Origin of the sequence: Burkholderia sp. AU45251 (assembly GCF_030482905.1) — a bacterium.
Lineage (GTDB): Bacteria > Pseudomonadota > Gammaproteobacteria > Burkholderiales > Burkholderiaceae > Burkholderia > Burkholderia aenigmatica.
On record NZ_JAUJQH010000034.1, the window covers coordinates 1 to 25,719 of the forward strand.

A 25,719-nucleotide genomic window follows, 5' to 3' on the forward strand; every position below is an offset into this window, starting at 1 on the left:
TGCCTTCGCTCATCACCGCGAGGCGGCTGGCCATCGTCATCGCCTCTTCCTGGTCGTGCGTGACCATCACGCAGGTCACGTCGACCTTCTCGATGATGTTCACGAGTTCGAGCTGGGTCTTCTGGCGGATCTTCTTGTCGAGCGCGGACATCGGCTCGTCGAGCAGCAGGAGCTTCGGGCGCTTGACCAGCGAGCGGGCGAGCGCGACACGCTGCTGCTGGCCGCCCGACAGTTGATGCGGCTTACGCTGCGCGTACTTGCTCATCTGCACCAGCGCGAGCGCATCGGCCACGCGTTCCTTGATCTCGTGCTTCGGCGTGCCTTCCTGCTTCAGGCCGAACGCGACGTTCGATTCGACCGTCATGTGCGGGAACAGCGCGTACGACTGGAACATCATGTTCACCGGACGGCGGTACGGCGGCAGCGACGCAAGATCTTCACCGTCGACGAAGATCTTGCCGGAGGTGGCCGTCTCGAGCCCGGCGAGCATGCGCAGCAACGTCGACTTGCCGCAGCCCGAGCTGCCGAGCAGCGCGAACAGCTCGTTCTTTGCAATAGTCAGGTTCACGTTGTCGACGGCCGTGCTGTCGCCGAATTTCTTCACGACGTTTTCGATGCGCACGAACGCGTCGTTCGTCGCGCGGGTGGCGCCGGCCGCGGCCGGCGCATCGGGCAGGGTGTGGTTCATGGCCGCCTCCTCAACCGCCCGACTTCAACTGCAGCCACAGACGGTTCTGCATCCGCGCGATCTCGGCGCTGCGCGGCATCGCAAGCGACGTCTTCGCGATCGTCGCATCGGACAGGTAGATGCCCGGGTCCTGCACGATCGCCGGTGTCACGAACGGGCGCGCGGCCTTGTTGGCGCTCGGGTAGAAGATCTCGTTCGTGATCGCCGCGTTGGTCTTCGGATCCTCGATGTAGTTGATCCATTTCAGCGCGGCTTCCGGATGCGGCGCATCCTTCGGGATCGCCATCACGTCGAACCACAGCAGGCCGCCTTCCTTCGGATTCACGTAGCGGATTTCGTACGCGCGCTTCGCGTCCAGCGTGCGCCGCCGCGCGATGCCGACGTCGCCCGACCAGCCGAGCACGACGCACACGTCGTTGTTCGCCAGGTCGTCCGCATAGCCGGCCGAGCTGAACTGCGTGACGTACGGGCGGATCTTCTTCAGCACGTCGTAGGCCGCCTGGTAATCGGCCGGATTCCTGCTCTCCGGATCCTTGCCCATGTACTGCAGCGCCGCCGCGAACGCGGCGTCCGGCGCGTCGAGCAGCGAGATGCCGCAGCCTTTCAGCTTCGCCGCGTTCGCCGGATCGAACAGCAGCGCCCAGCTGTCGGTCGGCGCGTTGTCGCCGAGCCGCTTCCTGACGGCCTCGACGTTGTAGCCGATACCCGTCGTGCCCCACGCCCACGGTACGCCGTACTGGTTGCCAGGATCGGCCTTCGCGACCATCTTCATCAGCACCGGGTCGAGGTTCGCGAGATTCGGCAGCTTCGACTTGTCGAGCTTCTGGTACACGCCGGCCTGGATCTGCTGCGCGAGATAGTTCGACGTCGGCACGACGATGTCGTAGCCCGAGCTGCCCGCCAGCAGCTTGGTCTGCAGCGTGTCGTCGCTGTCGTAGCTGTCGTAGCGTACCTTGATGCCCGCCTGTTTCTCGAACACCGGCACCGTGTCCTTCGCGATGTATTCGGACCAGTTGTAGACGTTCAGGTTGGCATCGCCGGCACGCACCGGTAGGCTTGCCGCGGCGGCAAGGCCCGCCGACATGACGAACATGGCACGGACGGCCGGACGACAGCGAAATCGGACACGCATGGGGATCTCCAGAGAGTAGTCATCGGCCGTTGCGCCACGCCCGGGTGGGCTCGCGGTAACGCCGTCAGACGGTTTCGGCACAGGGGTCAATGTAGAGATCGCGATTCGTACCGTCAGTCCCGAAAACCGGGACAAGCGGTGTCGCGTGCCGGGGCCGTTTGAGTGGATTCCCATCTAGGCAATCGAAAATCGTCGTGATACGAGTAGCGCCACCTGAAATTTCCTGATACCCGAGGCCATGGACGCTGCGCTCCCCTCCCCCGATCTGCCGCTGAGTCACGTCGCATTCGTGACGGAAACGCTGGGCGATATCGCGCAGGCTGTCGGCACGCCGCAGTTCATGCGCGCCGTCTACGACACGCTCGTGCGCTACGCCGACTTCGACGCGGTACACCTCGACTACGAACGGGTCGCGTCGTCGGGCCGGCGCAGCGTCGGCTGGATCGGCAGCTTCGGCCGCGAGCCGGAACTCATCACGCAGGTGATGCGCCACTACTACCGGAGCTATGCGAGCGACGATGCGACCTACGCGGCCATCGACAGCGAAAGCGACATGCAGCTCGTACAGGTGTCCGCGCAGCGCGTCGCGAGCGAGATCCGCCATCAGTTCTTCGACAGCGGCGACATCCACGACGAATGCGTGATCGCCGGCGTCACGCTCGGCACGCGCTATTCGATCTCGATCGCGCGCTCGCGGCGGCTGCCGCCGTTTTCATTGAAGGAGTTGAGCCTGCTGAAGCAACTGTCGCAGGTGGTGCTGCCGCTGGCGTCCGCGCACAAGCGCCTGCTCGGCGCGGTGTCGGCCGACGGCGGCGAGTGCGACGAACTCGATCTCGACCACGTCGCGCAATGGCTGCCGGAATGGCAGGAACGACTGACCGCGCGCGAGCTGCACGTGTGCGCGTCGTTCATCCAGGGCATGACCTCGGCTGCGATTGCGCAGTCGATGGGGCTCAAGACGTCCACCGTCGACACGTACGCGAAGCGCGCATTCGCGAAGCTCGGCGTCGATTCACGCCGGCAGTTGATGACGCTCGTCCTGAGAAACGCGTCGCGACGGCACGACGCATGAGTTTCCCGCGCACCGGCCGCCGGCCGGTTGCGCGCGCATCCATCCCCGCGCCGCCTCATAACGATCCGACAATTTATTGGTTCCCTTGACGATGCGCTGTCCGTATCGTTCACCGACTCGTCAGACCATTCGACCAACGGGGGAATCCAACAATGAAACAGATCCGTTCACTCGCACTGCTCACGCTGCCGGCCGCGCTCTATGCCGTCGGCGCTCACGCACAAAGCAGCGTCACGCTGTACGGCATCGTCGATGCCGGCATCGCATACGTGCACAACGCGCAGAACGCGAACGGCGGCAACGCGTCGAGCCTCGTCAAGTTCAGCAGCGGCAACCTGTCGGGCAGCCGCTGGGGGCTGCGCGGCACCGAGGATCTCGGCGGCGGCCTGGCCGCGCTGTTCCAGCTCGAGAACGGCTTCAACATCGGCACCGGCGCGCTCGGCCAGGGCCAGCGCGAATTCGGCCGCAAGGCCGTCGTCGGCCTCTCGAGCAGCACGTACGGCACCGTGACGCTCGGCCGCCAGTACGATCCGGTCGTCGATCTCGTGCAGGGTCTCACGCAGGACAACTACTTCGGTGGCGTGTTCGCGACGCCGGGCGATCTCGACAACTACGACAACAGCCTGCGCGTCAGCAACTCGGTGAAATACACGAGCCCGCTGATCTCGGGCTTCCAGTTCGAGGGCCTGTACGGCTTCGGCGGTGTCGCGGGCGCCACCGGCAGCGGTCGCACGTACAGCTTCGGCGCGAGTTACGCGAACGGGCCGCTGTCGCTCGGTGCCGGCTTCTTCTACGCGAACGGCGGCTCCACCGTCGCAAACGGCGTGCGCAACTGGTCGAGCAGCTCGGACACGCTGTTCAACACCGTGATCAACCAGGGCTTCTCGAGCGCGAAGTCGATCCAGATCGTGCGCGTGGCCGGCCAGTACGTGGCCGGGCCGGCCACCTTCGGCCTCGCGTATTCGAATACGCAGTACGGCGCGGACACGCTGTCGGCCTTCAGCCAGAACGCGAAGTTCAACAACGGCTCGGCGTTCTTCAACTGGCAGTTCTCGCCGGCGCTGCGCGCGGGCGTCGGCTACAACTACACGTCGCTGACGGGCCCGGCGTCCGCGCACTACAACCAGGTCAACCTCGGCGCGGACTACGCGCTATCGAAGCGCACCGACCTGTATGCGCTGTTCGGCTACCAGAAGGCGAGCGGCAACACGCTCAACGCGAACGGCGCGGTCGTGAAGGCCGCCGCGTCGGTCGGCTCGTATGGCGTGAACTCCGGCACCGATACGCAGGAACTCGCGATCGTCGGGATTCGCCACAAGTTCTGATCGCGTCGCCGCACGGCGACATCGACCACGACGACAGCCGGCAGGCGCGCACCTCGGTGCGCGCCTGCGGCGTTTACACTGTCCGCGATTCCGTTCCGCACGACACAAGGAGGCCGGCATGCTGACCGTATGGGGGCGCCGTAATGCATTCAACGTCCAGAAGGTGATGTGGCTCGTCGACGAGCTCGCACTCGCGCATCGGCACGTGCCGGCCGGCGGGCAGTTCGGCGTGCTCGACACGCCCGCTTTTCTCGCGATGAACCCGCACGGGCGCGTGCCCGTGATCGACGACAGCGGCACGGTCGTCTGGGAATCGCACAGCATCCTGCGCTACCTTGCCGCGCGTTACGGCCGCCCCGGCTTCTGGCGTGACGATCCCGCCGAACAGTCGCGCGCCGACCGCTGGATGGACTGGTCGCAAACCACGCTGCAGCCGACGTTCCTGAACGGCGTGTTCCGGGGCTTCTTCCGGACGCCGCCCGAGCAGCGCGACACGGCGCGCGTCGAGCAAAGCATCGCGCAGTGCGCGCAGCACTTCCGGACGCTCGATGCGGTGCTGGCCGGGCAGCCGTTTCTCGCGGGCGACGCGCTCTCGCTCGCCGACATCGCGACCGGCACGCACCTGTATCGCTATTTCGAGCTCGACATCGCGCGGCCGGACATCCCGCACGTGCAAGCGTGGTACGAGCGGCTGAAAGCGCGGCCCGCGTATCGCACGCACGTGATGATTCCGTTCGACGACTTGCGCGGGCGGCTCGATTGACTGTAAGGCGTCAAGAGGTGGTGTCTCGACGCGGGAAATCTGGCCATCGGCATCGTGCTCACCACATGGCGCTGTGAGCACGATGCCGGTTGTCGTGATGCGATTACCGGGGCGAGCGATGCGGCCGCTATCGGCTTGCTGACGCAGCGTCGACCGGATGCCCGACGTCATGCAACGACGCGATCAATCTCTGCCTGACGGTCTGAACCTTGATCGAATGGCGATTATGTGGCGGATAGGCGATAAAGAGCCAATCGCCGTATTTTGGCAAGGGTTTGGCGAAACTGGTTTCCATGATCGGAACGAGTTTTCCAGCGGACAACTCGGCACCCACCAGCCAATACGGCATCAGAATAATGCCCTGATTTGAAATCGCCGCAGAAATAACCGCATCCGACATATTGGACGAGAATGATCCTTGAGGCAGGAAGTGAGTCACGCCTGTTTTGTCCTCGAATACCCAATGCTTGTCGAGCCCCAGTATTTCGTGCCGTATGCAGCGGTGTTTTTTCAAATCGTCGATTTCTTCCGGAACGCCGTGTCGTGACAAATACGTCGGGCTTGCGCAGAGCACATGCGTATTCGGCGTGAGCCGGTGCTGAATCAGCGACAAGGATTGATCCTCACCGACTCGAATTCCCATATCGAAACCCTGGGTCACCAGATCACGGTATTCATCACTGAGATCAAGCTCTATCTCGAGCTCCGGGAATTCATCAAGCAACGCCGGAATGATGTCGATCAGATAGCGGCGTCCGAAATTCTCGGGAGCCGTGATACGCATCCTCCCCGACATATCTTCCGTCACACCTCTGATCGCCTTCAGCGTCTCGTCCAGCTGTGTCAGCTGGACACGCGACTGCAGAAGCCGGTACCCGGCTTCGGTCAGCGATAGCTGACGCGTCGAACGGATGAACAGCGTCGCGCCCAGGTTTTGCTCCAGCTGGTTGATGAGGCGCGTGATCGAGGAAATGGCGACCTGACGGGTGCGCGCAACGGCGGAAAAGCTCCCCTGATCGGCAACGTCGAAGAACAGTCGAACTGCGGCGATGGTGTCCATGGATCACTCGAATCATATTTTGCGCAAAGCGCAAGGCACCTTTCGAACGCGCGAAGTGCCTGCTGCCGGGGAAAGAGAATACCATTTCAAGGTCAGAAAAATTTTGCGCCTGGCGATGAATAAACTCGCAATATCGGCGCAATCGAGACGCACGGCGACAACGAATATTTTCCATTCCAGCCAGTAGCGAAGGAGACTCCCGATGATTCGACGCTTCGATAAATTGTTCATCAATGGGGACTGGATTGCCCCGCGTGGCAGCGATTTCAGTCCGGTCATCAATCCGGCTACCGACGAAGTCATCGCCGAGATATGCAATGCAACCGCCGAAGATGTGGATAAAGCATTCCGTGCTGCCAGACAAGCATTCGGCACATGGTCGAAAACCCCATCCAGCGAGCGTCATGACTGGATCGTGAAAATCCACGATGCGCTGGAAAGCCGCCGCGAGGATCTGGAGAACGCCATCTCGACATCGATGGGTTGCCCGATCGAAGTGACACGACAGATACAGACGTCCTGTATCGGTGCCTTCCGGAATTTTGCTGCGCGCAGCGCGATGCTCGACGAGACGACGGAGGTCGACAATGTCGTGGTCATCCGGGAGCCCGTCGGTGTATGCGTGCTCATTACGCCGTGGAACTATCCGCTATTCCAGTTGCTGACCAAAGTCGGATCCGCGCTGGCCGCAGGATGTACGGTCGTGATCAAGGAATCGTCGGTCACGCCGCTGCAAGGCCTGATACTGGCGGAGATTGTCGACTCGATCGGCCTTCCCAAAGGCGTCTTCAACCTGTTGACCGGCAGGGGGAGCGTGCTCGGCGACCTGCTGGTCACCCACCCGGCCGCGGACATGGTGTCGTTCACCGGATCGACTCTCAATGGCGCCCGCATCCAGGAACTTGCGGCCCGGTCGATCAAGCGGGTCTGCCTGGAACTCGGCGGCAAGAGTCCTTTCATCATCACGGAAAGCGCGGATCTCGAGGCCGCAATCAGGTTCGGTGTCGAAGACGTGATGATCAACTCCGGCCAGACCTGCGTCTGCCTGTCTCGCATGCTGATTCCGACATCCAGGTACGAAGAGGCGGTCACCATCGCCAAGCGTATCGCCGAGCGCATCAGGATCGGCAACCCGGCGGATGAAACGACCGACATGGGCCCGATGAGCTCCCGATCCCAGCGAGAGACCGTCATCGCGTACATCAACAAGGGGCTGGAGGAAGGCGCCAGATTGGTGACCGGCGGCCCCGATCTTCCCGAAGGCATCGACAAGGGGGCCTTTGTCAGACCGACGATCTTTCGTGACGTGCACAACAGGATGACGATCGCACAGGAAGAAATATTCGGACCGGTCATCTGCACGATTCCATACGACCGGATCGAGGATGCCATCTTCATGGCCAATGACACGCCTTACGGACTATCGTCGGCGGTCTGGTCCGGAACCGTCGCGGACGCAATCGACATCGCCAGGAAGATCCGGGCGGGCGCCTGCTCGATCAACGGCGGCGAATTCAGCTATGAAGCGCCATTGGGCGGCTACAAGCAATCAGGCAACGGCCGCGAGTGTGGCGATTTCGGCATGCATGAATTCATCGAGCTGAAGAGCTTGCAACTGCCCGCAAGCGCGCGTTGATCCTTGAATGAAACGTGAGTTCCGATACACAGGAGGCGCCATGCTGAACATCGTTTCGGAGCCAGCAGCCGATGGCTACGACTATGTCGTCATCGGATCCGGATCCGCTGGAAGCACGATCGCCGGCCGACTGGCAGAAGACACATCGTTAAGCATCCTTCTGATCGAGGCGGGCGGATCCGATATCAATATCGGCATCGTCATGCCAGGTGCGATGGGTCTGCCGTTGCTCAGCGACAAGACGAACTGGAAGCTTTTTTCGGATGATGGCCCGGGGCCCATTTACGAGCCGCGAGGCCGCGTGCTGGGCGGTTCGTCATCGGTCAACGGCATGAACTGGATGCGCGGCAACGCCGAGGACTACGATGCCTGGTCCGATTTCGGCGTGGCAGGGTGGGATTACCAGGACGTCCTTCCGTACTTCAAGAAGATGGAAACATTCGAAGATGGCGAGAATCGCTGGAGAGGAGGCAGCGGCCCGATCAAGGTCGAGCGAGCACCCTGCAGGAACCGGCTGTTCGAGGCATTCCTCGAGGCCGGGCAGCAAGCCGGGCATGCGCTGAATCCGGATCAAAACGGGGAGAAGCAAGCAGGCATGCATCGAATCCAGCGCAACATCTGCGACGGCCGGCGCATCAACGCTTCGTATGCCTATTTGCGGCAAAAGCCCATGCGCAACCTCGATGTCATGTTGCATACACGGGTGACGCGGCTGCTGTTTTCGGGCACGACCTGTGTAGCCGTCCAGGCCACCCGCCAGGGCAGGAATCATCGGATCGCCGTAGGACGCGAGGCGATTCTTTGTGCGGGCGCCTTGATGTCCCCGCACCTGCTGATGCTGTCGGGAATCGGAGAGGCGGACGCGCTCCGCAGCCATGGCATTGCGCCGGTTGTCCACCATCCGGAGGTGGGACGTGGCTTATCCGATCACACGGCGCTCGTCGTCGACTGGCATGTCAGGAACGAGCACGATTCGATGGCCCGCGAGTTGTCCGTGCCGCGCCGCCCGCTGATCGGCGCGCAATGGATCCTGACACGTCGAGGCATTGGCGCCTCCAATCTCTTTGAAGCCGGCGCGATGATTTCCACCGATGGCTCCGGGCGACCGGATGTCCAGATGGAGTGCGTGGCTTTTCGACCGTACTTCGGGCACGACGCCATACGCATCAATCCCGGCTACCACTGCTCATTGAGTCTGCAGCGGCCCACGAGCACCGGGCGGGTATGGTTGCGCTCCGCCGACCCACTGGCAACCCCCGCGTTCAGCTTCAACTATCTGACGACCGAATATGACCAAAAGCTGGCGATCAAGGCGATCAAGTCCGTACGCGAGATCATGAGCCAGTCCGCCATGGCCAGGCACGTTCAGGGGGAGGCAGACGACGTTGCGCAAGCGCGCAGCGACGCAGACATTCTGGCGTGGGCGAAAGCCACGGCGGAATCCAATTACCACCCGTCCTGCACGTTGCGCATGGGGACGGTGACGGATTCGGAGGGCCGGGTGTTTGGCGTCGAACGCGTCCGGGTAGTCGATGCTTCGATTTTTCCGACCATCCCGTCCGCCAACCTCAATTCACCGGTCACCATGCTGGCAGAGAAGATTGCCGCGTCGATTCTCCGGCAATCCGGGCAAGCCGGTTCGGCGCAGCGCAATGCGTTCTCGATCGATACGGCCTGAGCGCGACACCTTGCGTCCTTGAGAGACGTCGCTGAAAGATGAATCGGAATGTCGTGGAGCCTGAGCGAACATGAGCAAGCATGAATGCAACGCCGAACGGATCAACGCAATGCCCGACCACGCCGAGGCCGGCCCGACTGCCAACAAGCTGTATCGCAAGCATGGCATCGCCGACGACGGCCTCGACGCGTGGCGTGCCAGGCTCGGCAGCGGGAATACCGCTGAAGCGAGACGCGTCAGACAGCTGGAGGACGAGAACACTCGTCTGAAGCTGCTCGTTGCGGACCAGGCGCTCGATATCAAGCTGCTCTGGGAAGTCGTCAGCGGGAAGAACGTGCAATCTGATGCTGACTGAAGGCCGTTCCGTTCGACGACTTGCGCGGGCGGCTCGATTAGCGGATGTCCTGGCGCGGCAGATCCGCCCGCAAACTCCGCCTAATGTCGCCGCATTCCACCGAATCCGCTCGCGCCGCCGAACTGATGCATGCCGCCGAATCCGTGGCCGGCGGCACCCACCGGAAACGCGCCATGGTGAAAACCGGCGCCGATCGGCACGCCGAAGCGGTGATGCTCCATCCCGTTGAAGTGGACGACGTGATCGAAGTGGTGGAAATGATGAAAGTGGTGGAAGCGATCGACGAAGACGAAGCCCACGCCCGCGCCGATGAAAAGCGGCGGCCCCCAGTACCACAGGTCGGCATACGGATAGTCCACCGCCGGATACCATAGAACGCTACCGTCGGGGCTCTGCACGAACTGCCATGTGCCATCGTCTTGCACGCACGCACGCCCCACGATTTGCTGCTCCGTGCCGTCGATGTTCGCCTGCGCGACGACCGCACGGCAGTTCGTACCGGCGTCCGCCTGATCGTCGTATGTTTGCGCAAAGACCGCCGCGGAACAGCCGAGACAGACGATACCTATCCCGGATCGAAACCAGTTGCACATGATCGGCTCCTGCCTGATTGCCCCCGACCACTCGATCGCGCGGCGCCGCTGGCGGCGCCCGGCAGATCGGATTGCTTGCACACGATTCATCACGCGGCGCTCGCATGCCGCCGCTTCATACAGGGTCTCCTGTCGGCTAAACGATGCAGCGCGCCTGCTTATTCCAGGGGTCTGGTTCGAATGAATCGTTGTCGCGTTTGACGTCCGGCCTAGCGTCTCGCGAAGCGATAGGCAGCCGCTGCGGTGATCCCGAATACCAGATGGGCCACCAGCGTGATCGCGCCGCGAACCGGGATGAACCACGGGAAGATCGTGGTAAAGGCGTACAGGTTGACGCCGTACAGGACGAGGCCGAACGCGCCGCCTGCGAGTAGCGCGGCCGCGAGCGACAGGGTGCGAATCACCTTCGCCAGCACGGCCGCGTAGGCCAGCGACAGCACCAGGTGCACGAGGGTCGCCACCGCCATGACCAGCGGATCGAAGCCGCCGGGCGCGCCGAGCGCGCGGCGCCCCATCACGATGGCCGCCGTGAGGCGCGCGTCTCGCAACAGGTTCCCGATGGCGTCGTCGCCGGCGATCGGCCAAAGCAGCAGTTCGACGACGGTCGAACCGACCGCCGCACCGAATGCGGCCCAGAGAACCGGGACGAAATCGGCTCGTTTCAATGGGCGCTCCCGTCGCAACCGGCCGATGCATCGAAGCGGCGTGCGCCCCACCCGCTTCGGCTCCGGTCGGCCGACGTGTGCCCGCGATACCGAACCGGGCGGCCACGCAAAATTACGACGCCCCTTCGCAATCCGTCCAGTACGCGAAAGGATCGCGATGTTTCGGATAATTCTCGTCGAGCCATTTCAGCAACGTCGCCCGCGCATTGTCCATGTCGGCTTTCAGCGACGAGGTCGTCAGTTCGTGCACTTCGACGGACTTTTCGCGATCGACCACGAAGCAGTTCCAGTCGGGGCCGTCCAGATCCGGATCGTCGGACGCCTTCGACGACTTGCCCCAGCCGAACCCCTTGCGTGCGTCGATGTAGTACCGCGGATGCACCTTCAGGTACGACATCTCGCCGCCTTGCAAGCTGCTCTCCGCGCGCAGCACGTCGCGTCCGTCAACGATCTGCGTGACTTCCGGCAGCCGGCGCGCTCGCCATCCGGCGGGCAGCGTCGCGATGGCCTTGACGCTGTCGTACATCCCCCACTCCAGCCCCCAGGCTTCGGCCATACGCTTCATGAATGCGTTCGCATTCGGATAGCCGCGCAACTGGATCCGGGTCGACAGCGTGACTTCGACACCGCCGCGCCCGCCGGAACCCGCGGACGCTTCATCGCCCGCCGCTTCAAACGGATTGAACGGATTGCCCGGACGCGACGCGCGCGTCTCATCCGCGGGCGCCATACCCGAAAACAGCTGGTCGAGCGCCGCACGCGCTTTCGACGACTTGTCTGGCCTGTTCATCGCTGACCTCCTTTCCATCGGCACGGCTGTACACATTTTCGATTTTCGTTCATCTCTCCACCTCATCGTTTTTCGCGGTCGCATTGTCGTCGATCCGGCGGCCCGAGCCTAGTGCCGCGAATCGCGTACTGCTTCCTTCTGCGCCATCGGCCCGCCGTGGCGGGTCGTCAAGGCGGGCCGGCTAGCGGCCTTCGCCCACCGCCGCCCGCATCCGCTCCATCAACGCGAGCACCTCCGGCCGATTCTCCCCCTTCGCGTGCACGAAGTAATACCTGAGCACCGAATCGACCTCGTGCGGGCTCACGCGCACGAGGTCGCTGCGCTTCAGATAGGCGTCGGCGAGCGGCACGCGCGCCAGCGCCACGCCGAGCCCGGCCTCGGCCGCGGCCAGCACCAGGTTGTAATCCTCGAAACGGCGATCCTGCGCGCGCGGCTTGAACGGCACGCCCAATGCATCGAACCACGTGCGCCAGCCTGTCACGTCGGAGTCGTGCAGCAACGGCAGGTCGAGCAGCGCGGCATCGCCGCGCCGGCGGCGCTCCGTGGCCAGTTGCGCGGCGAGCCGCGGATGCGCGACCGGATAAAGCCGCTCCGGCATGAACGCACGGGTTTCGAGCTGACGCCAGTTGCCGCGCCCGTAGCGAATCGACAGATCCGCTTCGCCGCCGGCGATATCCACATTGCGAAGCTCGATGCCGAGCTCGATCCGCAACGCCGGCGCCTCACTCTCGAGCGCATGCTGGCGCTCGAGCAGCCAGAGCTGCGCGAAGGCCGGCACCACGCTCATCCTGACCAGCCGCGGCGTACGCGGCGAGCGCCACTGATCGGCCGCACTGTCGATGATCGCGAACGCCTGCTCGATCCGGCCGACGAAGCGCTGCCCGTCCGGCGTCAGGCGCACGCCGCGCGCATGACGTTCGAACAACCTCAGGCCGAGCCAGTTTTCAACGGCGGCCACCCGCCGGCTGATCGCGCCGTGCGTCACGCCGGAGACGTCGGCCGCAGCCAGGAACGAACCCTCGCGCGCGACCGTGCACACCGTCTCCAGGCTCGCGAGCGGCGGCCGCGAACCCGGCGCCGGCGCGGCGGCGGGCGACGCCGCTGGGGCGCGCTTCGCACGGGTTGAAGCACCGGCCGGCCGCCGGCCCGAGCTGTGAATCATGGTCATATCTGCGTGCTGATCTGTGCGCTAGCTTAGCATCTTGCCACACCGCATCATTGCCGCATGAACACGCTCTCCACCCCGTCGTCGCGCCCTGCGCGGCAGCCGCTGATCGCGGCCGGCGCGGTCGCTTTCACGATCGTTTCGTGGGCGTCCGCTTTCCCCTTCATCCGGATCGGCCTGCATGGCCTGACCCCGCTGCAGCTCGCGGCGGCGCGCTTCGCCACCGCGGCCGTGCTGATCGTCGCGTGGCTGATCGCGCGACGGCCGCGCGTGCCGACACGGGGCGACGCGCTGCGCTTCCTGCTATGCGGCTTTCTCGGCATCGCGCTCTATAACGCGCTGCTCAATACCGGCGAGCAGACGGTATCGGCCGGCGCGGCAAGCTTCATCGTGAACACCCTGCCGATCTTCACCGCGCTGCTGGCCGCGGTGTTTCTTGGCGAGCGCTTCAATCGCTGGGGCTGGCTCGGCTCGCTGGTCAGCCTCGCCGGCATCGCGGTGATCGCGCGCGGACAGCCGGGCGGCCTCGTCCTCGGCGCGGGCAGCACATTGATCCTCGGCGCGGCCCTGTGTTCGGCCAGCTATTTCGTGCTGCAGCGGCGGCTGATTCCGGTGTACGGCGCGCTGGCCTGCACCGCGTACACGCTGCTGGCCGGCGCGCTGCTGCTCTCGCCTTGGCTGCCGGGTGCGCTCGTGGCGCTGGGCAGCGGGTCGCGCGACACGACGCTGGCCGTCCTGATGCTCGGCATCTTCCCCGCCGCGCTGGGTTACGCGACCTGGACGTTCGCACTCGGCTACTTCGGCGCGGCACGCGCCGCCAACTTCCTCTATCTGACGCCGGCGGTCGCGACGATGCTGTCGATGGCGCTGACGGGCGAGCGGCCCGGTATCGAGACGGTGTGCGGCGGCCTGCTGGCGATTGCCGGCGTGATCTTCGTGGCGTTGCGCGGACGTTCCTAGGATCGCAGCGTCATCGGGCCGGCACGATCGCCCCGGCGATCCGCAAGCGAGCCGGTCGGGACGACCCCGGCATCTGCGAAACCGAATGCGTGGCGCGGGCTGTCGCCGTCGCGCCAGTTCGCCGAGGTTGCCGGACTTGACGGTTAGTTGCGTTGGATGGGGGCATCGATCCCGATGAAGCATGGTCATGCAACCGGATGCGCGATCGAAACCGTCCAAACTGTGCAGACAAATCGACCGAACAGTTCCGAATTGACCGCGCATCAGTGTCCATGGCTTCGTCCCGGCCGCCGGCCGAATAATGGATGCGGCCGTAAGGCCGTCGACAGCGAATCGCAGCCTGCGGCCTGCTGCGGCGCACGATTTCCGGCATCCGGCACCTTCGAAATCCGGGCGCCGGCCGTGCCGCGCCCGCCCCGCCATGCGATTCGCCGCAGCGCGCAAAATCGGCTTCATATATATTCGTACGAATTGCACCGTATCAGGCCCCGATTCGACCGCTCAGCCGGGCGGCACGTCGCAGGTCAGGACGCGATGCAAGTGAAGCCCATGATGGGTATGGAGACTCGTCCGATCGCCCCGACCTCGCCGTCGGCCGGTCGAGACGTCAATAGAAAGATCATTCAATTCGGAGATGGCAGATGGAACGAAGCACTGTCGGCATGCGCTGCAAACCCCTGATCACCGTTGCACTGGCTGCCGCCGCGTTTGCGGCCGCCTCGACCGCCATGGCCGACCAGGTCGTCAAGATCGGTAGCGTCGAGCCGACGACGGGCGGCATCTCGCACCTCGGCAAGGACAACGAGAACGGCGCGCGCCTCGCGGTCGAGGAAATCAATGCGAAGGGGCTCACGATCGGCGGCAAGAAGATCACGCTGCAACTCGACGCGCAGGATGACGCGGCCGACCCGCGCCAGGCCACGCAGGTCGCGCAGAAGCTCGTCGACGACAAGGTTGTCGCCGTCATCGGCCACCTGAACTCGGGCACGTCGATCCCGGCCTCGAAGATCTACAGCGACGCGGGCATCGTGCAGATCTCGCCGTCGGCCACCAACCCGACCTACACGCAGCAAGGCTTCAAGACGACGTACCGCGTCGTCGCGACCGACGCGCAGCAGGGCCCGGCACTCGCGAGCTATGCGCAGTCGAAGGGCGTGAAGAGCGTCGCGGTGATCGACGATTCGACCGCGTACGGCCAGGGCCTCGCGAACGAGTTCGAGAAGAAGGCGAAGGCGCTCGGCCTGAAGGTGCTGTCGCACGACGCGACCAACGATAAGGCCGTCGACTTCCGCGCGATTCTGACGAAGGTCAAGGGCGAGAACCCGGACGCGATCATGTACGGCGGCATGGACGCCACCGGCGGCCCGCTCGCGAAGCAGGCGAAGCAGCTCGGCCTGCGCGCGAAGATCCTGTCCGGCGACGGCGTGTGCACCGACTCGCTGGCCGATCTGGCCGGCCCGGCGGCCGACAACGTGACGTGCTCGCAGGCCGGCGCGGCGCTCGAGAAGATGCCGGGCGGCGCGGACTTCCTCGCGAAGTACCAGAAGCGCTTCAACCAGGGCATCAAGTTCGATGCGCCGTTCGCGTATGACGCGGTCTACATCGCGGTCGACGCGATGAAGCGCGCGAACTCGACCGATCCGGCGAAGATCCTCGCCGCGATGCCGGCGACGAAGTACGACGGCGTGATCGGCACGACGACGTTCGATTCGAAGGGCGACCTGACGCACGGGATCATCTCGATCTACGGCTACAAGAGCGGCAAGAAGACCTTCGTCGACCAGGTGAAGATGTAACCCGCCGCGGCGCCGGCACGACGGGGACGCCACCCGTCGGCGCCGGCGCCGCGCGGGCCGATTTCTGATTCACGGAGACGAAGCATCATGTGTGCAATGGCGTATGCGGAATTCCAACAGGAGTTGAAGAAAGCGCAGTTGACGGCGCGCGAGTTCGCCCGCCTGATCCGGATGAATGAAAGTTCGATCACGAACTATTCGAGCAAGGGCACGGTGCCGTCCCACCTCGCGGTGATCGCGAAACTGATCGGCACGATGGCCGCGCACGAGATCGATTTCCGGCGCGTGATCCGGCAGATGCGGATCGAACCGAAACGGCCACGCGGCGGCGGCACGTTTCCTGCGGCGGACAAACCACGCGTGCGGAAAACGGCGAAAGCGGACGCCTGAGCCCGGGCATGCGTCGACAGCGGCACGGTGCTTGCCGCTCGACGCCGAAATGAAGTCATCTCACGGGCAACGCGACACGCGACGCCCGATCGTCACCCCGCCGCCCGCACATGATCGAGCAGCGCCTGCAACGGATGCCGCACCTGCTTCGACGACATCCGCTTCACCTGGCTGCGGCACGAATACCCGGTCGCCAGCGCCTCGCCTTCGTCCTCCGGCCCGTCCACGTGCGCCGCCCACGACTGCGAGTAGATCGTCTTCGACGTCGCGAGATTGCGCGCCTCGTGCCCGTAGGTGCCGGACATCCCGCAGCATCCGGTCGATGCAACCTTCAACCGCAGCCCGCATCGCGCGAACACCTGCGCCCATTGCTTGCCGCTGTCGGGTGCATTGGTCTTCTCGGTACAGTGCGGCAACAACCGGTACGAGCCGGTCACACCGCTCGTGCCCGCTTCCGGCAGCACCTGCAGCAGCCACTCCTGCGGCAACGCGACCTTCGGCACATCCGAGAGCCCCGTCACCTTCAGGTACTCCTGCCGATACGTGAGCGTCATCGCCGGATCGAGGCCGACCAGCGCGACGCCCGAGCGCGCCAGCGCGGCCAGCTGCGTCGCATTGCGGATCGCCGCCTGCTCGAATGCCCGCAGAAAACCCTGCACGTGCAGCGCCTTGCCGTTCGGCGCCAGCGGCGCGAGCCACACCTGAAAGCCCGTGCGCGCCGCCAGCTCGATCAGCGTCGCCAGTTGCTCGGTATCGAAATAGCGCGTGAAGGTGTCCTGCACGATGACGACGCTGCGTGCGCGCTGCGCATCACTCAACGCGGCAAGCGCCTGCGGGTCGGCCGGTTTCACCTGCCATTGACGGATCACGGCCGCGAGATCGAAGCGGCTCAGCAGCGGGCTGTCGACCATGCCGACGTGCCGCTCCAGCACCGTGCGCACCCATCCCGCCCGCATCAGCCCGTTGTACAGCGCGGGCACCCGCGCCATCCACGGCATCGTGAATTCGAGCGAGCCGATCAGGTAGTCGCGCAGCGGCCGCAGGTAGCGCTGGTGATACAGCTCGAGGAAACGCGAGCGAAACTCCGGCACGTTCACCTTCACCGGGCACTGCCCCGCGCACGACTTGCAGGCCAGACACCCGGCCATCGCGTCGTACACCTCGTGCGAGAAGTCGGCTTCGCCGTTGCGCGCCGCGCGACTGTTGCGCCAGCGCGTCGCAAGGCTGCTCAGGAACGGCTGCCGCGCGCGCGCCGCCGCGACGACATCGACGCCGGCCTGCCCTTGCAGGCGCAACCATTCGCGCATCAGCGACGCGCGCCCCTTCGGCGATTGCACGCGTTCGCGCGTCGCCTTCCATGACGGGCACATCGCGTCGTCCGGATCGAAGTTGTAGCACGCGCCGTTGCCGTTGCAGTGCATCGCGGTGCCGTAGCTCTGCCACACGCGCTCGTCGATCTGCCGATCGTGGTCGCCGCGCGTCGGCACTTCGTCGATCTTCAGCAGCCGCATCGTGTGGTCCGGCGGCGTCGCGATCTTGCCCGGGTTGAACTGGTTGTGCGGGTCGAACGCGGCCTTCAGTTGCTGCAGCGACGGATACAGCTCGCCGAAAAACGCCGGCGCATATTCGGAGCGCACGCCCTTGCCGTGCTCGCCCCACAACAGGCCACCGTGGCGCTGCGTGAGCTCGGCCACCGCATCCGACACGGGCCGCACCAGCGCCGCCTGCTTCGGATCCTTCATGTCGAGCGCCGGCCGCACGTGCAGCACGCCGGCATCGACGTGGCCGAACATCCCGTATTGCAGCCCGTGACCGTCGAGCAGCGCGCGAAATTCGGCGATGTACGCAGCGAGGTTCTCGGGCGGCACCGCGGTGTCCTCGACGAACGGCTGCGGGCGCGCCTCGCCCTGCACGTTGCCGAGCAGGCCGACCGCGCGCTTGCGCATCGCATACACGCGCTTCACCGCGTCGTCGCCGGCCGCGAGCGTGTGGCCCAGGCGCTCCACGCTCGTATCGGTGCGCAAATGGTCGACGAACGCGCGCACGCGCGCGTCGACGTCGTCCGCGTCATCACCGCTGAATTCGATCAGGTTGATGCCGAGCGTCGGCCGAGCGTCGTCCTGCGGGAAATACTCGGCCACGCTGCTCCACACGAAATCCTTCATCGCCAGCATCAGCACCTTCGAGTCGACCGTCTCGATCGACAGCGGCTGGAGCGCGAGCAGCGCGCGCGCGTCGCGCAGCGCGTCCATGAAGCCCGCATAGCGCACGTTGACCAGCACCGAAACCTTCGGGATCGGCAGCACGTTGAGCTTCGCCTCGACGACGAAGCCGAGCGAGCCTTCGGCGCCGCACAGCACGCTGTTCAGGTTGAAGCGGCCGTCGGGTTCGCGCAGGTGCGCGAGGTCATAGCCAGTCAGGCAGCGGTTGAGCTTCGGAAACTTCGCGTCGATCAGCGCCGCCTTGTCGTCGCTGATGCGTCGCGCGGTACGGTACACCTTGCCGACGCGGTCCTGCCGCGCGCAGCGGCGCTCCAGTTCGTCGTCCGCGAGCGCGTCGCTGTGCAGGTGTTCGCCGCCCATCAGCACGAAATCGAGCTCGAGCACGTGGTCACGCGTCTTGCCGTACGTGCAGCTGCCCTGCCCGCTCGCGTCGGTGTTGATCATCCCGCCGACGGTCGCGCGGTTCGACGTCGACAGTTCCGGCGCGAAAAACAGCCCGTGCGGCTTCAGCGCCGCATTGAGCTGATCCTTGACGACGCCCGCCTGCACGCGCACCCAGCGCTGCTCGACGTCGATTTCGAGGATCCGGCTCATGTTGCGCGACAGGTCGACGACCACGCCGTCGGTCAGCGACTGCCCGTTGGTACCCGTGCCGCCGCCACGCGCGGCCACCGCGACGTCGCGATGCGCGGGCTCGGCGAGCAGCCGCGCCAGCAGCCGGACATCGTCCGCATGCGCGGGACAGATCACCGCCTGCGGCAGACGCTGGTAGATCGAGTTGTCGGTGGCCTGCACCGTCCGGTTCGCATGGTCGGCGCGGATTTCCCCGGCGAAGCCGGCAGCCTGCAACGCGGCGAGAAAGTCACGGTACGCATGCGCGGGCGGGCTGGCGGGACGGGGCAACGAGGCGATCGACATGGGGTAAAGGCGCAGTGTGGGTGGAACCGGCCGGTTCGCGTGGCCGAAACATGATTTTTTAGCAAGTTTCCACGCGACCGGGAATTCCAGTATCTTTGGAAATTCCATGAGAAACAAACGAATTCTCATCCGGCGAATATTGCATAAAACTCATGAATTACCGTCGCCTCACCCCGTCGATGTCGCTGCTGCTCGTGTTCGAGGCCGCCGCGCGGCACGAAAGTTACACGCGCGCAGCCGAAGAGCTGTCGTTGAGCCAGAGCGCGATCAGCCGGCAAGTCCAGACGCTGGAAGACCAGCTCGGCGTGCCGCTGTTCCGGCGCGAGGGCCGCTCGGTCAAGCTGACCGAGGTCGGGCGGCGCTACTTCACCGAGCTGAGCGGCGCGCTGGGGCGCATCCGCGGCGCGACGCTGCAGGCGATGTCCCACCAGGCGGGCGCCGGCACGCTGCGGCTCGCGACGCTGCCCACATTCGGCTCGAAATGGCTGCTGCCGCACCTGCACGACTTCTACGCCGCGCATCCGGGCGTGACCGTGCACCTTCATTCACGGATCGGCGGCATCGATTTCCTCAACGACGACCTCGATGCGGCGATTACCGTCGGCGCGGGCGACTGGCCGGGCCTGCACGCACATCGGCTGTACAACGAGTTCCTGATCGCGATCGCGCCGCCGGACACGGCCAGCGGAAGCCGCCGCAAGGCCGACCCGCGCACGCCGGCGTGGGCCGCGAAGCAGACGCTGCTCGGCGTGACGAGCAACCAGCAGGCGTGGGCGGAATGGTTCTCGCACTACCGGCTCGACCATCGGCAGATGCGCATCGGCCCGAGCTTCGAGCTCACGTCGCATCTGATCCAGGCCGTGCGGGCCGGGATGGGGATCGGGCTGGTGCCGAAGGTGCTGGTGGAAGACGAGCTGAGCCGCAACGAGCTCGTGTCGATCGGCGACGCGATCACCAGCCAGCGCAGCTACTACCTCGTCTACCCGCCGGGGAACGAGACGCTGCCGTCGCTCGTCGCGTTCCGCGAATGGCTGCTGAAGTCGTGCTGAAGCGCGGCCGGCGGCGGGCCGCTCAGGTGCGCCATTCGCCGAGAATCTGCTCGGCCAGGTAGTCGCACGGCGGGCGCGCGGACTGCGCGCTGCGCGCGAGCACGACCTCCATTTCGCCGAGCGGCGGCAGCCCGTGGCTTTCCGACAGCTGCACGAGATGATCCGGAACGCAGCAGCGCGCCAGCGGCGCGACCGCGAGCCCGGCCTCCACCATGCTGAGCAGGCCGAGGTGGCTCGGGCTTTCGTACGACATCCGGTACGGGATCTTCCGCCGGTTCAGCGCCTTGACCGCGTGATCGCGCGCCGCGCTGCCGCCGTGTGTGAAAAAAGCCACCGGCAGCGGCCGCTCTTCCCAGACGTTGCGCTTCGGCGACCCGGCCCAGACGAGCGGTTCGAGCCGGATCAGCTCGCCGGTCACGCCCTTGATCCGCGTGAGGCATGCGAGGTCGACCGTGTTGTCCTTCAGCATCGGCACGAGCGCGCTGCTCGGCTGGCCGATCACGCGCAGTTCCACGCGCGGATGCATCGCGGCGAACTTGCCGAGCACCTGCGGCAGCAGCGACGAAATGTAATCGTCGGGCACGCCGATCGTCACGCGGCCGCGGATCTCCGGGCGCACGACCGACGCCCAGGCCTCGTCGCGCATCGCCAGCATCCGGCGGCCGTATTCGGCGAGCATCGTGCCGTCGTCGGTCGGCGTCACGTTGCGCGTATCGCGGATGAACAGCGGCTTGCCGAGCGCGTCTTCCAGCGCCTTGATCTGCATGCTCACCGCAGACGGCGACCGGTGCACGGCCAGCGCGCCCTGCGCGAACGATCCGGATTCCGCGACGGCCACCACCATCGCGAGCACATCGAGGTCGAGCTTTTTCATCGCATTCAGAAAAATTGATCAATCTATTCAGTTTATCCCGTTTTACTGTTCTTCTCCACGGTCGGACAATGAATCCCGTCAACCCTCACTCGTTGCAGGAATCATCAGATATGCACACGTCCGGATCGCTCTACGGATTTCTCGTCATCGGCGGCATGCTCGCGGTCACGCCCGGGCCGAACATGGTCTACGTGATGTCGCGCTCGATCGCGCAAGGACGCACGGCGGGGCTCATCTCGCTCGGCGGCGTGATGATCGGCTACCTGTTCTACATGTTCGGCGCGGCGTTCGGCATCACGACGCTGTTCATGAGCGTGCCCTATGCGGGCAGCGGGCTGGCCGTGGTCGGTGCGGCGTACCTGTTGTATCTGGCGTGGCAGGCCGTCAGGCCCGGCGGCCGTTCGCCGTTCGAAGTGCAGGCGTTGCCGAGCGAGCGGCCGCTTCGGCTGCTGGCGATGGGTGCGACGACCAGCGTGCTGAATCCGAAGCTCGCGATGCTGTTCATTTCGTTGCTGCCGCAGTTCATCGACTACGGGAGCGGCAGCGTGCTCGGGCAATCGCTGTTTCTCGGTTCGCTGCTGATCGCCGCGTTCGCTTCCGCGAACGGGCTGGTGGCGATCTGTTCGAGCAGCATCGCGAAGTTCCTGCATGGGCGCCCGACGCTGCTGCTCGCGCAGCGCTGGGCGATGGGGCTCGTGCTGGGTGGGCTTGGCGTGCAGATGGTGGTCGATGCGTCGAAGATGGCGGGGGCGGCGTGACGGCCGCGAGCGCGCCCCTGAACTGAAACGGAAGCGGCCGGCCGGCTACGTCGCCCACCGGCCGTCATGCAGGAAACACGCCGTCGGTGCGACTCGATCACTTCGTCAGCAGTTCGGCCTCCAGCTCGCGCAACCGCTCCGGAAACCGGACGCGCAGCACCAGGAACCACCCGAGCCCGATGGCCAGCAGCGCGACGAACACATAAGGCAGCCACGCATAGACGCCCGCCGGCACCGGATACACGCTGCCGGCCAGCGGAATCGCGAGCAGCACGACCGCGACGACGCTGATCGCCACATGCCGCGCGCGCAGCCGGCGCTGCCGGCGCAGATAGAGCGGCGCACCGATCGCCACCAGCACGTACGCCAGCAGCCAGCCATACGTCGCGATCGAGCTGAGATAGCCATACGAATCGAGCAGCGCGGTGCCGCGTGCGGTGAACACCAGCGCAGTGGCCAGCGCCAGCACCGTAATCAGCGCCACCGCGACGTGCGGCGTCGCATTCCGCTCGTGCGCCTGGCCCGTCGACGCATGCAGCACGCCCTGCCGCCCGAACGTATAGACGATCCGCGCCGCCGCATTGATCGACGAGAAGAACGCCGCGAAAAAACTCAATGCCACGCCCGCGTCGATCAGCACGCCGACCCAGCCGGCCCCGAGCCGACGCGCGAGCACCGCGAGCGGGCCGTCGACCTGATCGAGCGGCGGCTTCTGCCCGTGGAACGCGCTCACCATCCCGTACGCGCCGATCACGAACAGGATGGCCGGCCCGACGACGCTGATCAGCACCGCGCGCGGAATCGCGCGGAACGGGTCGCGCGCCTCCGCGCCGAGCACGGTCGCGCTCTCGAACCCCGTGAAGCTGAAGAACGCGAGCACCATGCCGAGCTGCAGTTGCGTCGGCTTCACGCCTTCGAGCGTCAGTTGTTCGCGGTCGACCGGATGCCCGCCGAACGCGATCGTCCCGATCACGACGACGGCAATCAGCAGCAGCGTCGCGAGCTCGACGAACAGCGTGAAGCGCGTGGACAGCCGGATATCGCGAAACGCGATGTACCACGCGGCGAACGCGGTGACGACCGTCAGCCCGAGCACCGCACCGAGCGGCGTCGCGCTGCCGAGCAGCCCGGTCTCGCGGCCCAGCACCAGAAACGTGTTGATCGTCCCCTGCAGGATGCCCGCGGCGGCCACCGCATAGGCAATCAGCAGCGACCAGCCGCAGATCGCGCCCCAGACCGGCCCGATACCGGCCGACACGTACGCATACAGCGCGCCCGGCGACGCCGAGTCGCGTGCGAACACCGAGATGCTCCAGGACGCAAACAGCAGCGCGACGATCGCGAACAGGTAAGCAAGCCAGGTGCCATTGCCGGCCGTCGCGAATACGGCCGGGATCAGCACGCCGATCCCGCCCGACACGCCGACGAGGCCGATCGACTGCGCGATCAGTTCGGGCAGGCTCAGGTAGTTGCGCCGCAGGCCGCCCGCCTGCGGCACGGTATTGTGCGCAGGCAGTGCGTGCGCGGAGCTTGCTGGATGACTCATCGATTGACCTCGTCAGGAATGAAACGGTGCCGCGCGGGCCACCTGGCTTCCTTGCTCATGTTTCGTTGCGGGGAATACGCCGGCACGACCCGGTCAGTTCCAGGAGTGGCGCGCGGGTTTCACGCCGTTGAGGTAGTAGTTTCCGATCGCGTGATACTTCCAGCGCACCGGGTCGTGCAGCGTATGCACGCGTGCGTTGCGCCAGTGGCGGTCGAAGTTGTATTTCGCGAGCGTCGACTTGCTGCCGCCGAGCTCGAACAGCTTGCTCGCCGCGAGCAGCGACACCTCGGTCGTCGCGATCTTCGCCTCGCCGACCGCGATCGCGGCCTGCGCGACCGTTTCCTCGCTCGGTTCGCGCTTCGCCGCGTCGACGAAGCGCCCCGAGCGCGCGAGCAGCGCTTCGGCCGCGTGCACGCGGTACGCGATGTCGCCGATCTGTGCGATCGTCAGCGGATCCTCGCTCGCGCGTTCGACACCGCTGTCGATCCACGGGCGCGCATGCTGCTGCACGAATGCGATCGTGTCCTGCAGCGCGGCGCGCGCGATCCCGAGATCGATCGCGGCGGTCGTGATCTGCGCGAACGGGCCCGCGAAGGTCGGGCGGTCGTACGAACGCTGCGTGTGGAAGATTTCGAACGGACTCACGCGCACGTTCTCGACGATCACCGTGCCGCTCGCGGTCGTGCGCTGCCCGAAGCCGCTCCAGTCATCCACGACGGTCAGCCCCGGCGCACCCTGCCGCACGAATGCGAGCACGGCCTGGTCCGACTCGTCGAGCGCGAGCACCGGAATCCAGTGCGCGAACAGCGTGCCGGTCGAATAGAACTTGCGGCCGTTCAGCACGAACGCGTCGCCGTCGCGGCGCACACGCGTCTGAATGTCGAGCACGTTCTTGCCGCCCGCTTCGGAGAACGCGTTCCCATAGCGCGTGCCCTTCAGGACGAGATCGAAGAAGAAGCGCTTCTGTGCATCGCTGCCTTCGCACGGATGTCGTCGATCTGCGCCTTCAGGTTCTCCGGCGTATTGCCGTTCGTGAAGTACCAGTCCGACACGCTCGCCGCGTTGTCGCGCGCCGCCCGCGAGCTGCCGCCCTGGAAGATTTCCGGATGCGGCTTCTGCACCGGCTTCGGGCTCAGCGTGTAGTCGTTGAAGCGGTAGAAGTCGCCCTTGAACGTGAAGTTGTCCTGCGTCCAGATGCCCTTCAGCGCCTGGATGAATTCCTTCGAGCGCCGATAGCGTTCGTCGTGCTCGAGCCACGGCTCGCCAATCGCGGTGAATTCGCCCTTGAACCAGCCGCTCACCACGTTGATCGCGATGCGCCCGTTCGAGATGTGGTCGATCGTCGCGAGCTGCTTCGCGACCACCGCCGGATGCCACGGCCCCGGCAGAATCGCGGCGAGCACCTTGAGCTTCGTCGTCGCGTGCAGCAGCGCCTGGCTGAACGACACCGACTCGTGCTGGTATTCGGCGCCGTAGCCGGCCGTGAAGCGGATCTGGCTCAGTGCGTACTCGAAGCCGGCCGCCTCGGCCGTGCGTGCGAGCTGCTGGTTGTATTCGAGGCTCCAGTCGGTGCGCTGCTCGATCGTGCTGACGACGAGGCCGCCGCTGACGTTCGGCACCCAGTAGGCGAACTTGACGCCGTCGGCGGAAGGATCGGTATGGCTCATGAGTGTGTCCTGGTCGAGAGAGAAAACGCAGGCGGCCTACGCGGCCGCGACGGAAAGCGCATGCGGGCGCAGTTGCGGCACCGCGCGATCGACGGCGAGCGCGATACGCGCGCGCAATGCCGGGTTCGCGATCTGGTACTGGTCGAAATCGCTTTCGGATGCGTACACGCCGATCGGCAGCGTGCGGGCCTGGAAGAAGCTGAACAGCGGACGGAGCTGATGGTCGATCACGAGCGCATGACGCTCGCTGCCACCGGTGGCTGCCAGCAGCACGGGCACGTCGATCAGCGCTTCGTGATGCACGAGGTCGAACAGGTGCTTGAAGAGGCCCGTGTACGACGCGCGATACACGGGGCTTGCGACGACGAGCGCATCGGCCGTCTCGATCGCGCGGATCTGCGCGTCGAGGTCGGCCGGTACCTGCTTGCGCGTCAGCGCGCCGGCCAGTCGGCCGCCGATCTCGCCGAGTTCGATCAGCCGCGTGTCGATCGGCAGCGCCGCGCCGAGTGCCGCGACGATCGCGTCGGTCAGCACCCGCGTGCGCGACGGCCGTTGCAGGCCGCCCGATATCGCGACCACGTTGATTGCATTGCTCATCGGTTGCATTCCCATTGTCG

General features: G+C 65.4%; 23 protein-coding genes and 2 pseudogenes. 12 read left to right on the forward strand and 13 right to left on the reverse strand.

Translation table 11 applies throughout. The features are described from left to right. Window positions 1-688 (reverse strand): ABC transporter ATP-binding protein (locus tag QZM67_RS35850; protein ID WP_301810737.1); only part of this gene is annotated, 688 nt, incomplete at its 3' end. A gap of 10 nt (window positions 689-698) precedes the next feature. Beyond that, complete coding sequence (locus QZM67_RS35855; protein ID WP_301810804.1) at window positions 699-1,772, reverse strand: polyamine ABC transporter substrate-binding protein; 1,074 nt, start codon at window positions 1,770-1,772, stop codon at window positions 699-701. Window positions 1,773-2,058: 286 nt separating this feature from the next. Between QZM67_RS35855 and QZM67_RS35860 the strand changes: the two genes are divergently transcribed. The 3 genes from QZM67_RS35860 to QZM67_RS35870 all read left to right on the forward strand — a co-directional run bounded on the left by QZM67_RS35860 (window position 2,059) and on the right by QZM67_RS35870 (window position 4,980). Further along, window positions 2,059-2,892 (forward strand): helix-turn-helix transcriptional regulator, encoded by an 834-nt coding sequence (locus QZM67_RS35860; RefSeq protein ID WP_175020915.1) that lies wholly within the window; start codon window positions 2,059-2,061, stop codon window positions 2,890-2,892. A gap of 152 nt (window positions 2,893-3,044) precedes the next feature. Further along, a complete protein-coding gene (locus QZM67_RS35865) occupies window positions 3,045-4,217 on the forward strand; it encodes a porin (RefSeq protein WP_301810739.1) in 1,173 nt (390 codons plus the stop codon). 118 nt (window positions 4,218-4,335) lie between these two features. Further along, window positions 4,336-4,980, forward strand: coding sequence for a glutathione S-transferase family protein (locus QZM67_RS35870; RefSeq protein ID WP_301810741.1), 645 nt, complete (start codon window positions 4,336-4,338; stop codon window positions 4,978-4,980). Window positions 4,981-5,107: 127 nt separating this feature from the next. Here QZM67_RS35870 and QZM67_RS35875 read toward each other — a convergent pair whose 3' ends face one another. After that, window positions 5,108-6,040, reverse strand: a complete 933-nt coding sequence (locus QZM67_RS35875) for a LysR family transcriptional regulator (protein ID WP_301810743.1) — start codon at window positions 6,038-6,040, stop codon at window positions 5,108-5,110. Here QZM67_RS35875 and QZM67_RS35880 point away from each other — a divergent pair. From QZM67_RS35880 to QZM67_RS35895, 4 genes are all read left to right on the forward strand, one after another. Continuing rightward, complete coding sequence (locus QZM67_RS35880; protein WP_301810744.1) at window positions 6,039-6,227, forward strand: hypothetical protein; 189 nt, start codon at window positions 6,039-6,041, stop codon at window positions 6,225-6,227. The two genes, QZM67_RS35875 and QZM67_RS35880, sit on opposite strands and share 2 nt — an antisense overlap. A gap of 18 nt (window positions 6,228-6,245) precedes the next feature. Then, complete coding sequence (locus QZM67_RS35885; RefSeq protein ID WP_301810806.1) at window positions 6,246-7,676, forward strand: aldehyde dehydrogenase family protein; 1,431 nt, start codon at window positions 6,246-6,248, stop codon at window positions 7,674-7,676. Between the two features lie 40 nt (window positions 7,677-7,716). Further along, entirely contained in the window at window positions 7,717-9,354 is a 1,638-nt protein-coding gene (locus tag QZM67_RS35890) for a GMC family oxidoreductase (RefSeq protein ID WP_301810745.1), read from the forward strand. A 70-nt stretch (window positions 9,355-9,424) separates the two neighbouring features. Further along, window positions 9,425-9,709, forward strand: coding sequence for a transposase (locus QZM67_RS35895; protein WP_301810746.1), 285 nt, complete (start codon window positions 9,425-9,427; stop codon window positions 9,707-9,709). An 80-nt stretch (window positions 9,710-9,789) separates the two neighbouring features. Here QZM67_RS35895 and QZM67_RS35900 read toward each other — a convergent pair whose 3' ends face one another. The 4 genes from QZM67_RS35900 to QZM67_RS35915 form a co-directional block, all read right to left on the reverse strand. Further along, a complete protein-coding gene (locus tag QZM67_RS35900; protein WP_301810807.1) occupies window positions 9,790-10,302 on the reverse strand; it encodes a hypothetical protein in 513 nt (170 codons plus the stop codon). Between the two features lie 209 nt (window positions 10,303-10,511). After that, window positions 10,512-10,967 carry a sodium:proline symporter gene (locus QZM67_RS35905; RefSeq protein ID WP_301810809.1) on the reverse strand — a complete coding sequence of 152 codons (456 nt, stop codon included), beginning with the start codon at window positions 10,965-10,967 and terminating at the stop codon, window positions 10,512-10,514. Between the two features lie 112 nt (window positions 10,968-11,079). Continuing rightward, window positions 11,080-11,757, reverse strand: coding sequence for a nitroreductase (locus QZM67_RS35910; protein WP_301810747.1), 678 nt, complete (start codon window positions 11,755-11,757; stop codon window positions 11,080-11,082). 181 nt (window positions 11,758-11,938) lie between these two features. After that, entirely contained in the window at window positions 11,939-12,925 is a 987-nt protein-coding gene (locus tag QZM67_RS35915) for a LysR substrate-binding domain-containing protein (RefSeq protein ID WP_301810748.1), read from the reverse strand. Window positions 12,926-12,982: 57 nt separating this feature from the next. On the opposite strand from QZM67_RS35915, the gene QZM67_RS35920 reads away from it, so the two are divergent. The 3 genes from QZM67_RS35920 to QZM67_RS35930 all read left to right on the forward strand — a co-directional run bounded on the left by QZM67_RS35920 (window position 12,983) and on the right by QZM67_RS35930 (window position 16,068). Beyond that, window positions 12,983-13,882 (forward strand): DMT family transporter, encoded by a 900-nt coding sequence (locus QZM67_RS35920; RefSeq protein ID WP_301810751.1) that lies wholly within the window; start codon window positions 12,983-12,985, stop codon window positions 13,880-13,882. A 641-nt stretch (window positions 13,883-14,523) separates the two neighbouring features. Continuing rightward, window positions 14,524-15,678 carry a branched-chain amino acid ABC transporter substrate-binding protein gene (locus QZM67_RS35925; protein WP_122950191.1) on the forward strand — a complete coding sequence of 385 codons (1,155 nt, stop codon included), beginning with the start codon at window positions 14,524-14,526 and terminating at the stop codon, window positions 15,676-15,678. Between the two features lie 87 nt (window positions 15,679-15,765). Next, entirely contained in the window at window positions 15,766-16,068 is a 303-nt protein-coding gene (locus QZM67_RS35930; RefSeq protein ID WP_175020922.1) for an XRE family transcriptional regulator, read from the forward strand. Window positions 16,069-16,160: 92 nt separating this feature from the next. On the opposite strand, the gene QZM67_RS35935 is transcribed toward QZM67_RS35930, so the two are convergent. Beyond that, on the reverse strand, window positions 16,161-19,208 hold the full coding sequence (locus tag QZM67_RS35935) for an FAD-binding and (Fe-S)-binding domain-containing protein (RefSeq protein ID WP_301810753.1): 3,048 nt from the start codon (window positions 19,206-19,208) through the stop codon (window positions 16,161-16,163). A 152-nt stretch (window positions 19,209-19,360) separates the two neighbouring features. Between QZM67_RS35935 and QZM67_RS35940 the strand changes: the two genes are divergently transcribed. Next, complete coding sequence (locus QZM67_RS35940) at window positions 19,361-20,257, forward strand: LysR substrate-binding domain-containing protein (RefSeq protein ID WP_301810754.1); 897 nt, start codon at window positions 19,361-19,363, stop codon at window positions 20,255-20,257. 22 nt (window positions 20,258-20,279) lie between these two features. On the opposite strand, the gene QZM67_RS35945 is transcribed toward QZM67_RS35940, so the two are convergent. Further along, a complete protein-coding gene (locus tag QZM67_RS35945; protein WP_301810756.1) occupies window positions 20,280-21,131 on the reverse strand; it encodes a LysR substrate-binding domain-containing protein in 852 nt (283 codons plus the stop codon). 110 nt (window positions 21,132-21,241) lie between these two features. On the opposite strand from QZM67_RS35945, the gene QZM67_RS35950 reads away from it, so the two are divergent. Beyond that, window positions 21,242-21,889: a LysE family translocator gene (locus QZM67_RS35950; RefSeq protein ID WP_301810758.1), complete on the forward strand. Its 648-nt coding sequence runs from the start codon at window positions 21,242-21,244 to the stop codon at window positions 21,887-21,889. Between the two features lie 97 nt (window positions 21,890-21,986). Here QZM67_RS35950 and QZM67_RS35955 read toward each other — a convergent pair whose 3' ends face one another. From QZM67_RS35955 to msuE, 4 genes and pseudogenes are all read right to left on the reverse strand, one after another. Then, window positions 21,987-23,435 (reverse strand): APC family permease, encoded by a 1,449-nt coding sequence (locus tag QZM67_RS35955; RefSeq protein WP_301810760.1) that lies wholly within the window; start codon window positions 23,433-23,435, stop codon window positions 21,987-21,989. A 93-nt stretch (window positions 23,436-23,528) separates the two neighbouring features. Beyond that, window positions 23,529-24,413: pseudogene (locus QZM67_RS35960) on the reverse strand (SfnB family sulfur acquisition oxidoreductase); the annotation flags it as partial. Next, a pseudogene (gene sfnG / locus QZM67_RS35965) lies at window positions 24,407-25,102 on the reverse strand (dimethylsulfone monooxygenase SfnG); the annotation flags it as partial. The pseudogenes QZM67_RS35960 and sfnG, both read right to left, overlap by 7 nt. A gap of 36 nt (window positions 25,103-25,138) precedes the next feature. Beyond that, a complete protein-coding gene (msuE, locus tag QZM67_RS35970; RefSeq protein ID WP_175020929.1) occupies window positions 25,139-25,699 on the reverse strand; it encodes an FMN reductase in 561 nt (186 codons plus the stop codon). Between the last annotated feature and the right edge of the window lie 20 nt (window positions 25,700-25,719).

Excerpts from the sequence above, each read along its gene's own strand:
- QZM67_RS35855 (WP_301810804.1), bottom strand. The coding sequence starts at position 1,772 with ATGTCGGCGGGCCTTGCCGCCGCGGCAAGCCTACCGGTGCGTGCCGGC.
- QZM67_RS35860 (WP_175020915.1), top strand. The coding sequence starts at position 2,059 with ATGGACGCTGCGCTCCCCTCCCCCGATCTGCCGCTGAGTCACGTCGCA.
- QZM67_RS35865 (WP_301810739.1), top strand. The coding sequence starts at position 3,045 with ATGAAACAGATCCGTTCACTCGCACTGCTCACGCTGCCGGCCGCGCTC.
- QZM67_RS35870 (WP_301810741.1), top strand. The coding sequence starts at position 4,336 with ATGCTGACCGTATGGGGGCGCCGTAATGCATTCAACGTCCAGAAGGTG.
- QZM67_RS35880 (WP_301810744.1), top strand. The coding sequence starts at position 6,039 with ATGGATCACTCGAATCATATTTTGCGCAAAGCGCAAGGCACCTTTCGA.
- QZM67_RS35875 (WP_301810743.1), bottom strand. The coding sequence starts at position 6,040 with ATGGACACCATCGCCGCAGTTCGACTGTTCTTCGACGTTGCCGATCAG.
- QZM67_RS35890 (WP_301810745.1), top strand. The coding sequence starts at position 7,717 with ATGCTGAACATCGTTTCGGAGCCAGCAGCCGATGGCTACGACTATGTC.
- QZM67_RS35895 (WP_301810746.1), top strand. The coding sequence starts at position 9,425 with ATGAGCAAGCATGAATGCAACGCCGAACGGATCAACGCAATGCCCGAC.
- QZM67_RS35900 (WP_301810807.1), bottom strand. The coding sequence starts at position 10,302 with ATGTGCAACTGGTTTCGATCCGGGATAGGTATCGTCTGTCTCGGCTGT.
- QZM67_RS35910 (WP_301810747.1), bottom strand. The coding sequence starts at position 11,757 with ATGAACAGGCCAGACAAGTCGTCGAAAGCGCGTGCGGCGCTCGACCAG.
- QZM67_RS35915 (WP_301810748.1), bottom strand. The coding sequence starts at position 12,925 with ATGACCATGATTCACAGCTCGGGCCGGCGGCCGGCCGGTGCTTCAACC.
- QZM67_RS35920 (WP_301810751.1), top strand. The coding sequence starts at position 12,983 with ATGAACACGCTCTCCACCCCGTCGTCGCGCCCTGCGCGGCAGCCGCTG.
- QZM67_RS35925 (WP_122950191.1), top strand. The coding sequence starts at position 14,524 with ATGGAACGAAGCACTGTCGGCATGCGCTGCAAACCCCTGATCACCGTT.
- QZM67_RS35930 (WP_175020922.1), top strand. The coding sequence starts at position 15,766 with ATGTGTGCAATGGCGTATGCGGAATTCCAACAGGAGTTGAAGAAAGCG.
- QZM67_RS35935 (WP_301810753.1), bottom strand. The coding sequence starts at position 19,208 with ATGTCGATCGCCTCGTTGCCCCGTCCCGCCAGCCCGCCCGCGCATGCG.
- QZM67_RS35940 (WP_301810754.1), top strand. The coding sequence starts at position 19,361 with ATGAATTACCGTCGCCTCACCCCGTCGATGTCGCTGCTGCTCGTGTTC.
- QZM67_RS35945 (WP_301810756.1), bottom strand. The coding sequence starts at position 21,131 with ATGAAAAAGCTCGACCTCGATGTGCTCGCGATGGTGGTGGCCGTCGCG.
- QZM67_RS35950 (WP_301810758.1), top strand. The coding sequence starts at position 21,242 with ATGCACACGTCCGGATCGCTCTACGGATTTCTCGTCATCGGCGGCATG.
- QZM67_RS35955 (WP_301810760.1), bottom strand. The coding sequence starts at position 23,435 with ATGAGTCATCCAGCAAGCTCCGCGCACGCACTGCCTGCGCACAATACC.
- msuE (WP_175020929.1), bottom strand. The coding sequence starts at position 25,699 with ATGAGCAATGCAATCAACGTGGTCGCGATATCGGGCGGCCTGCAACGG.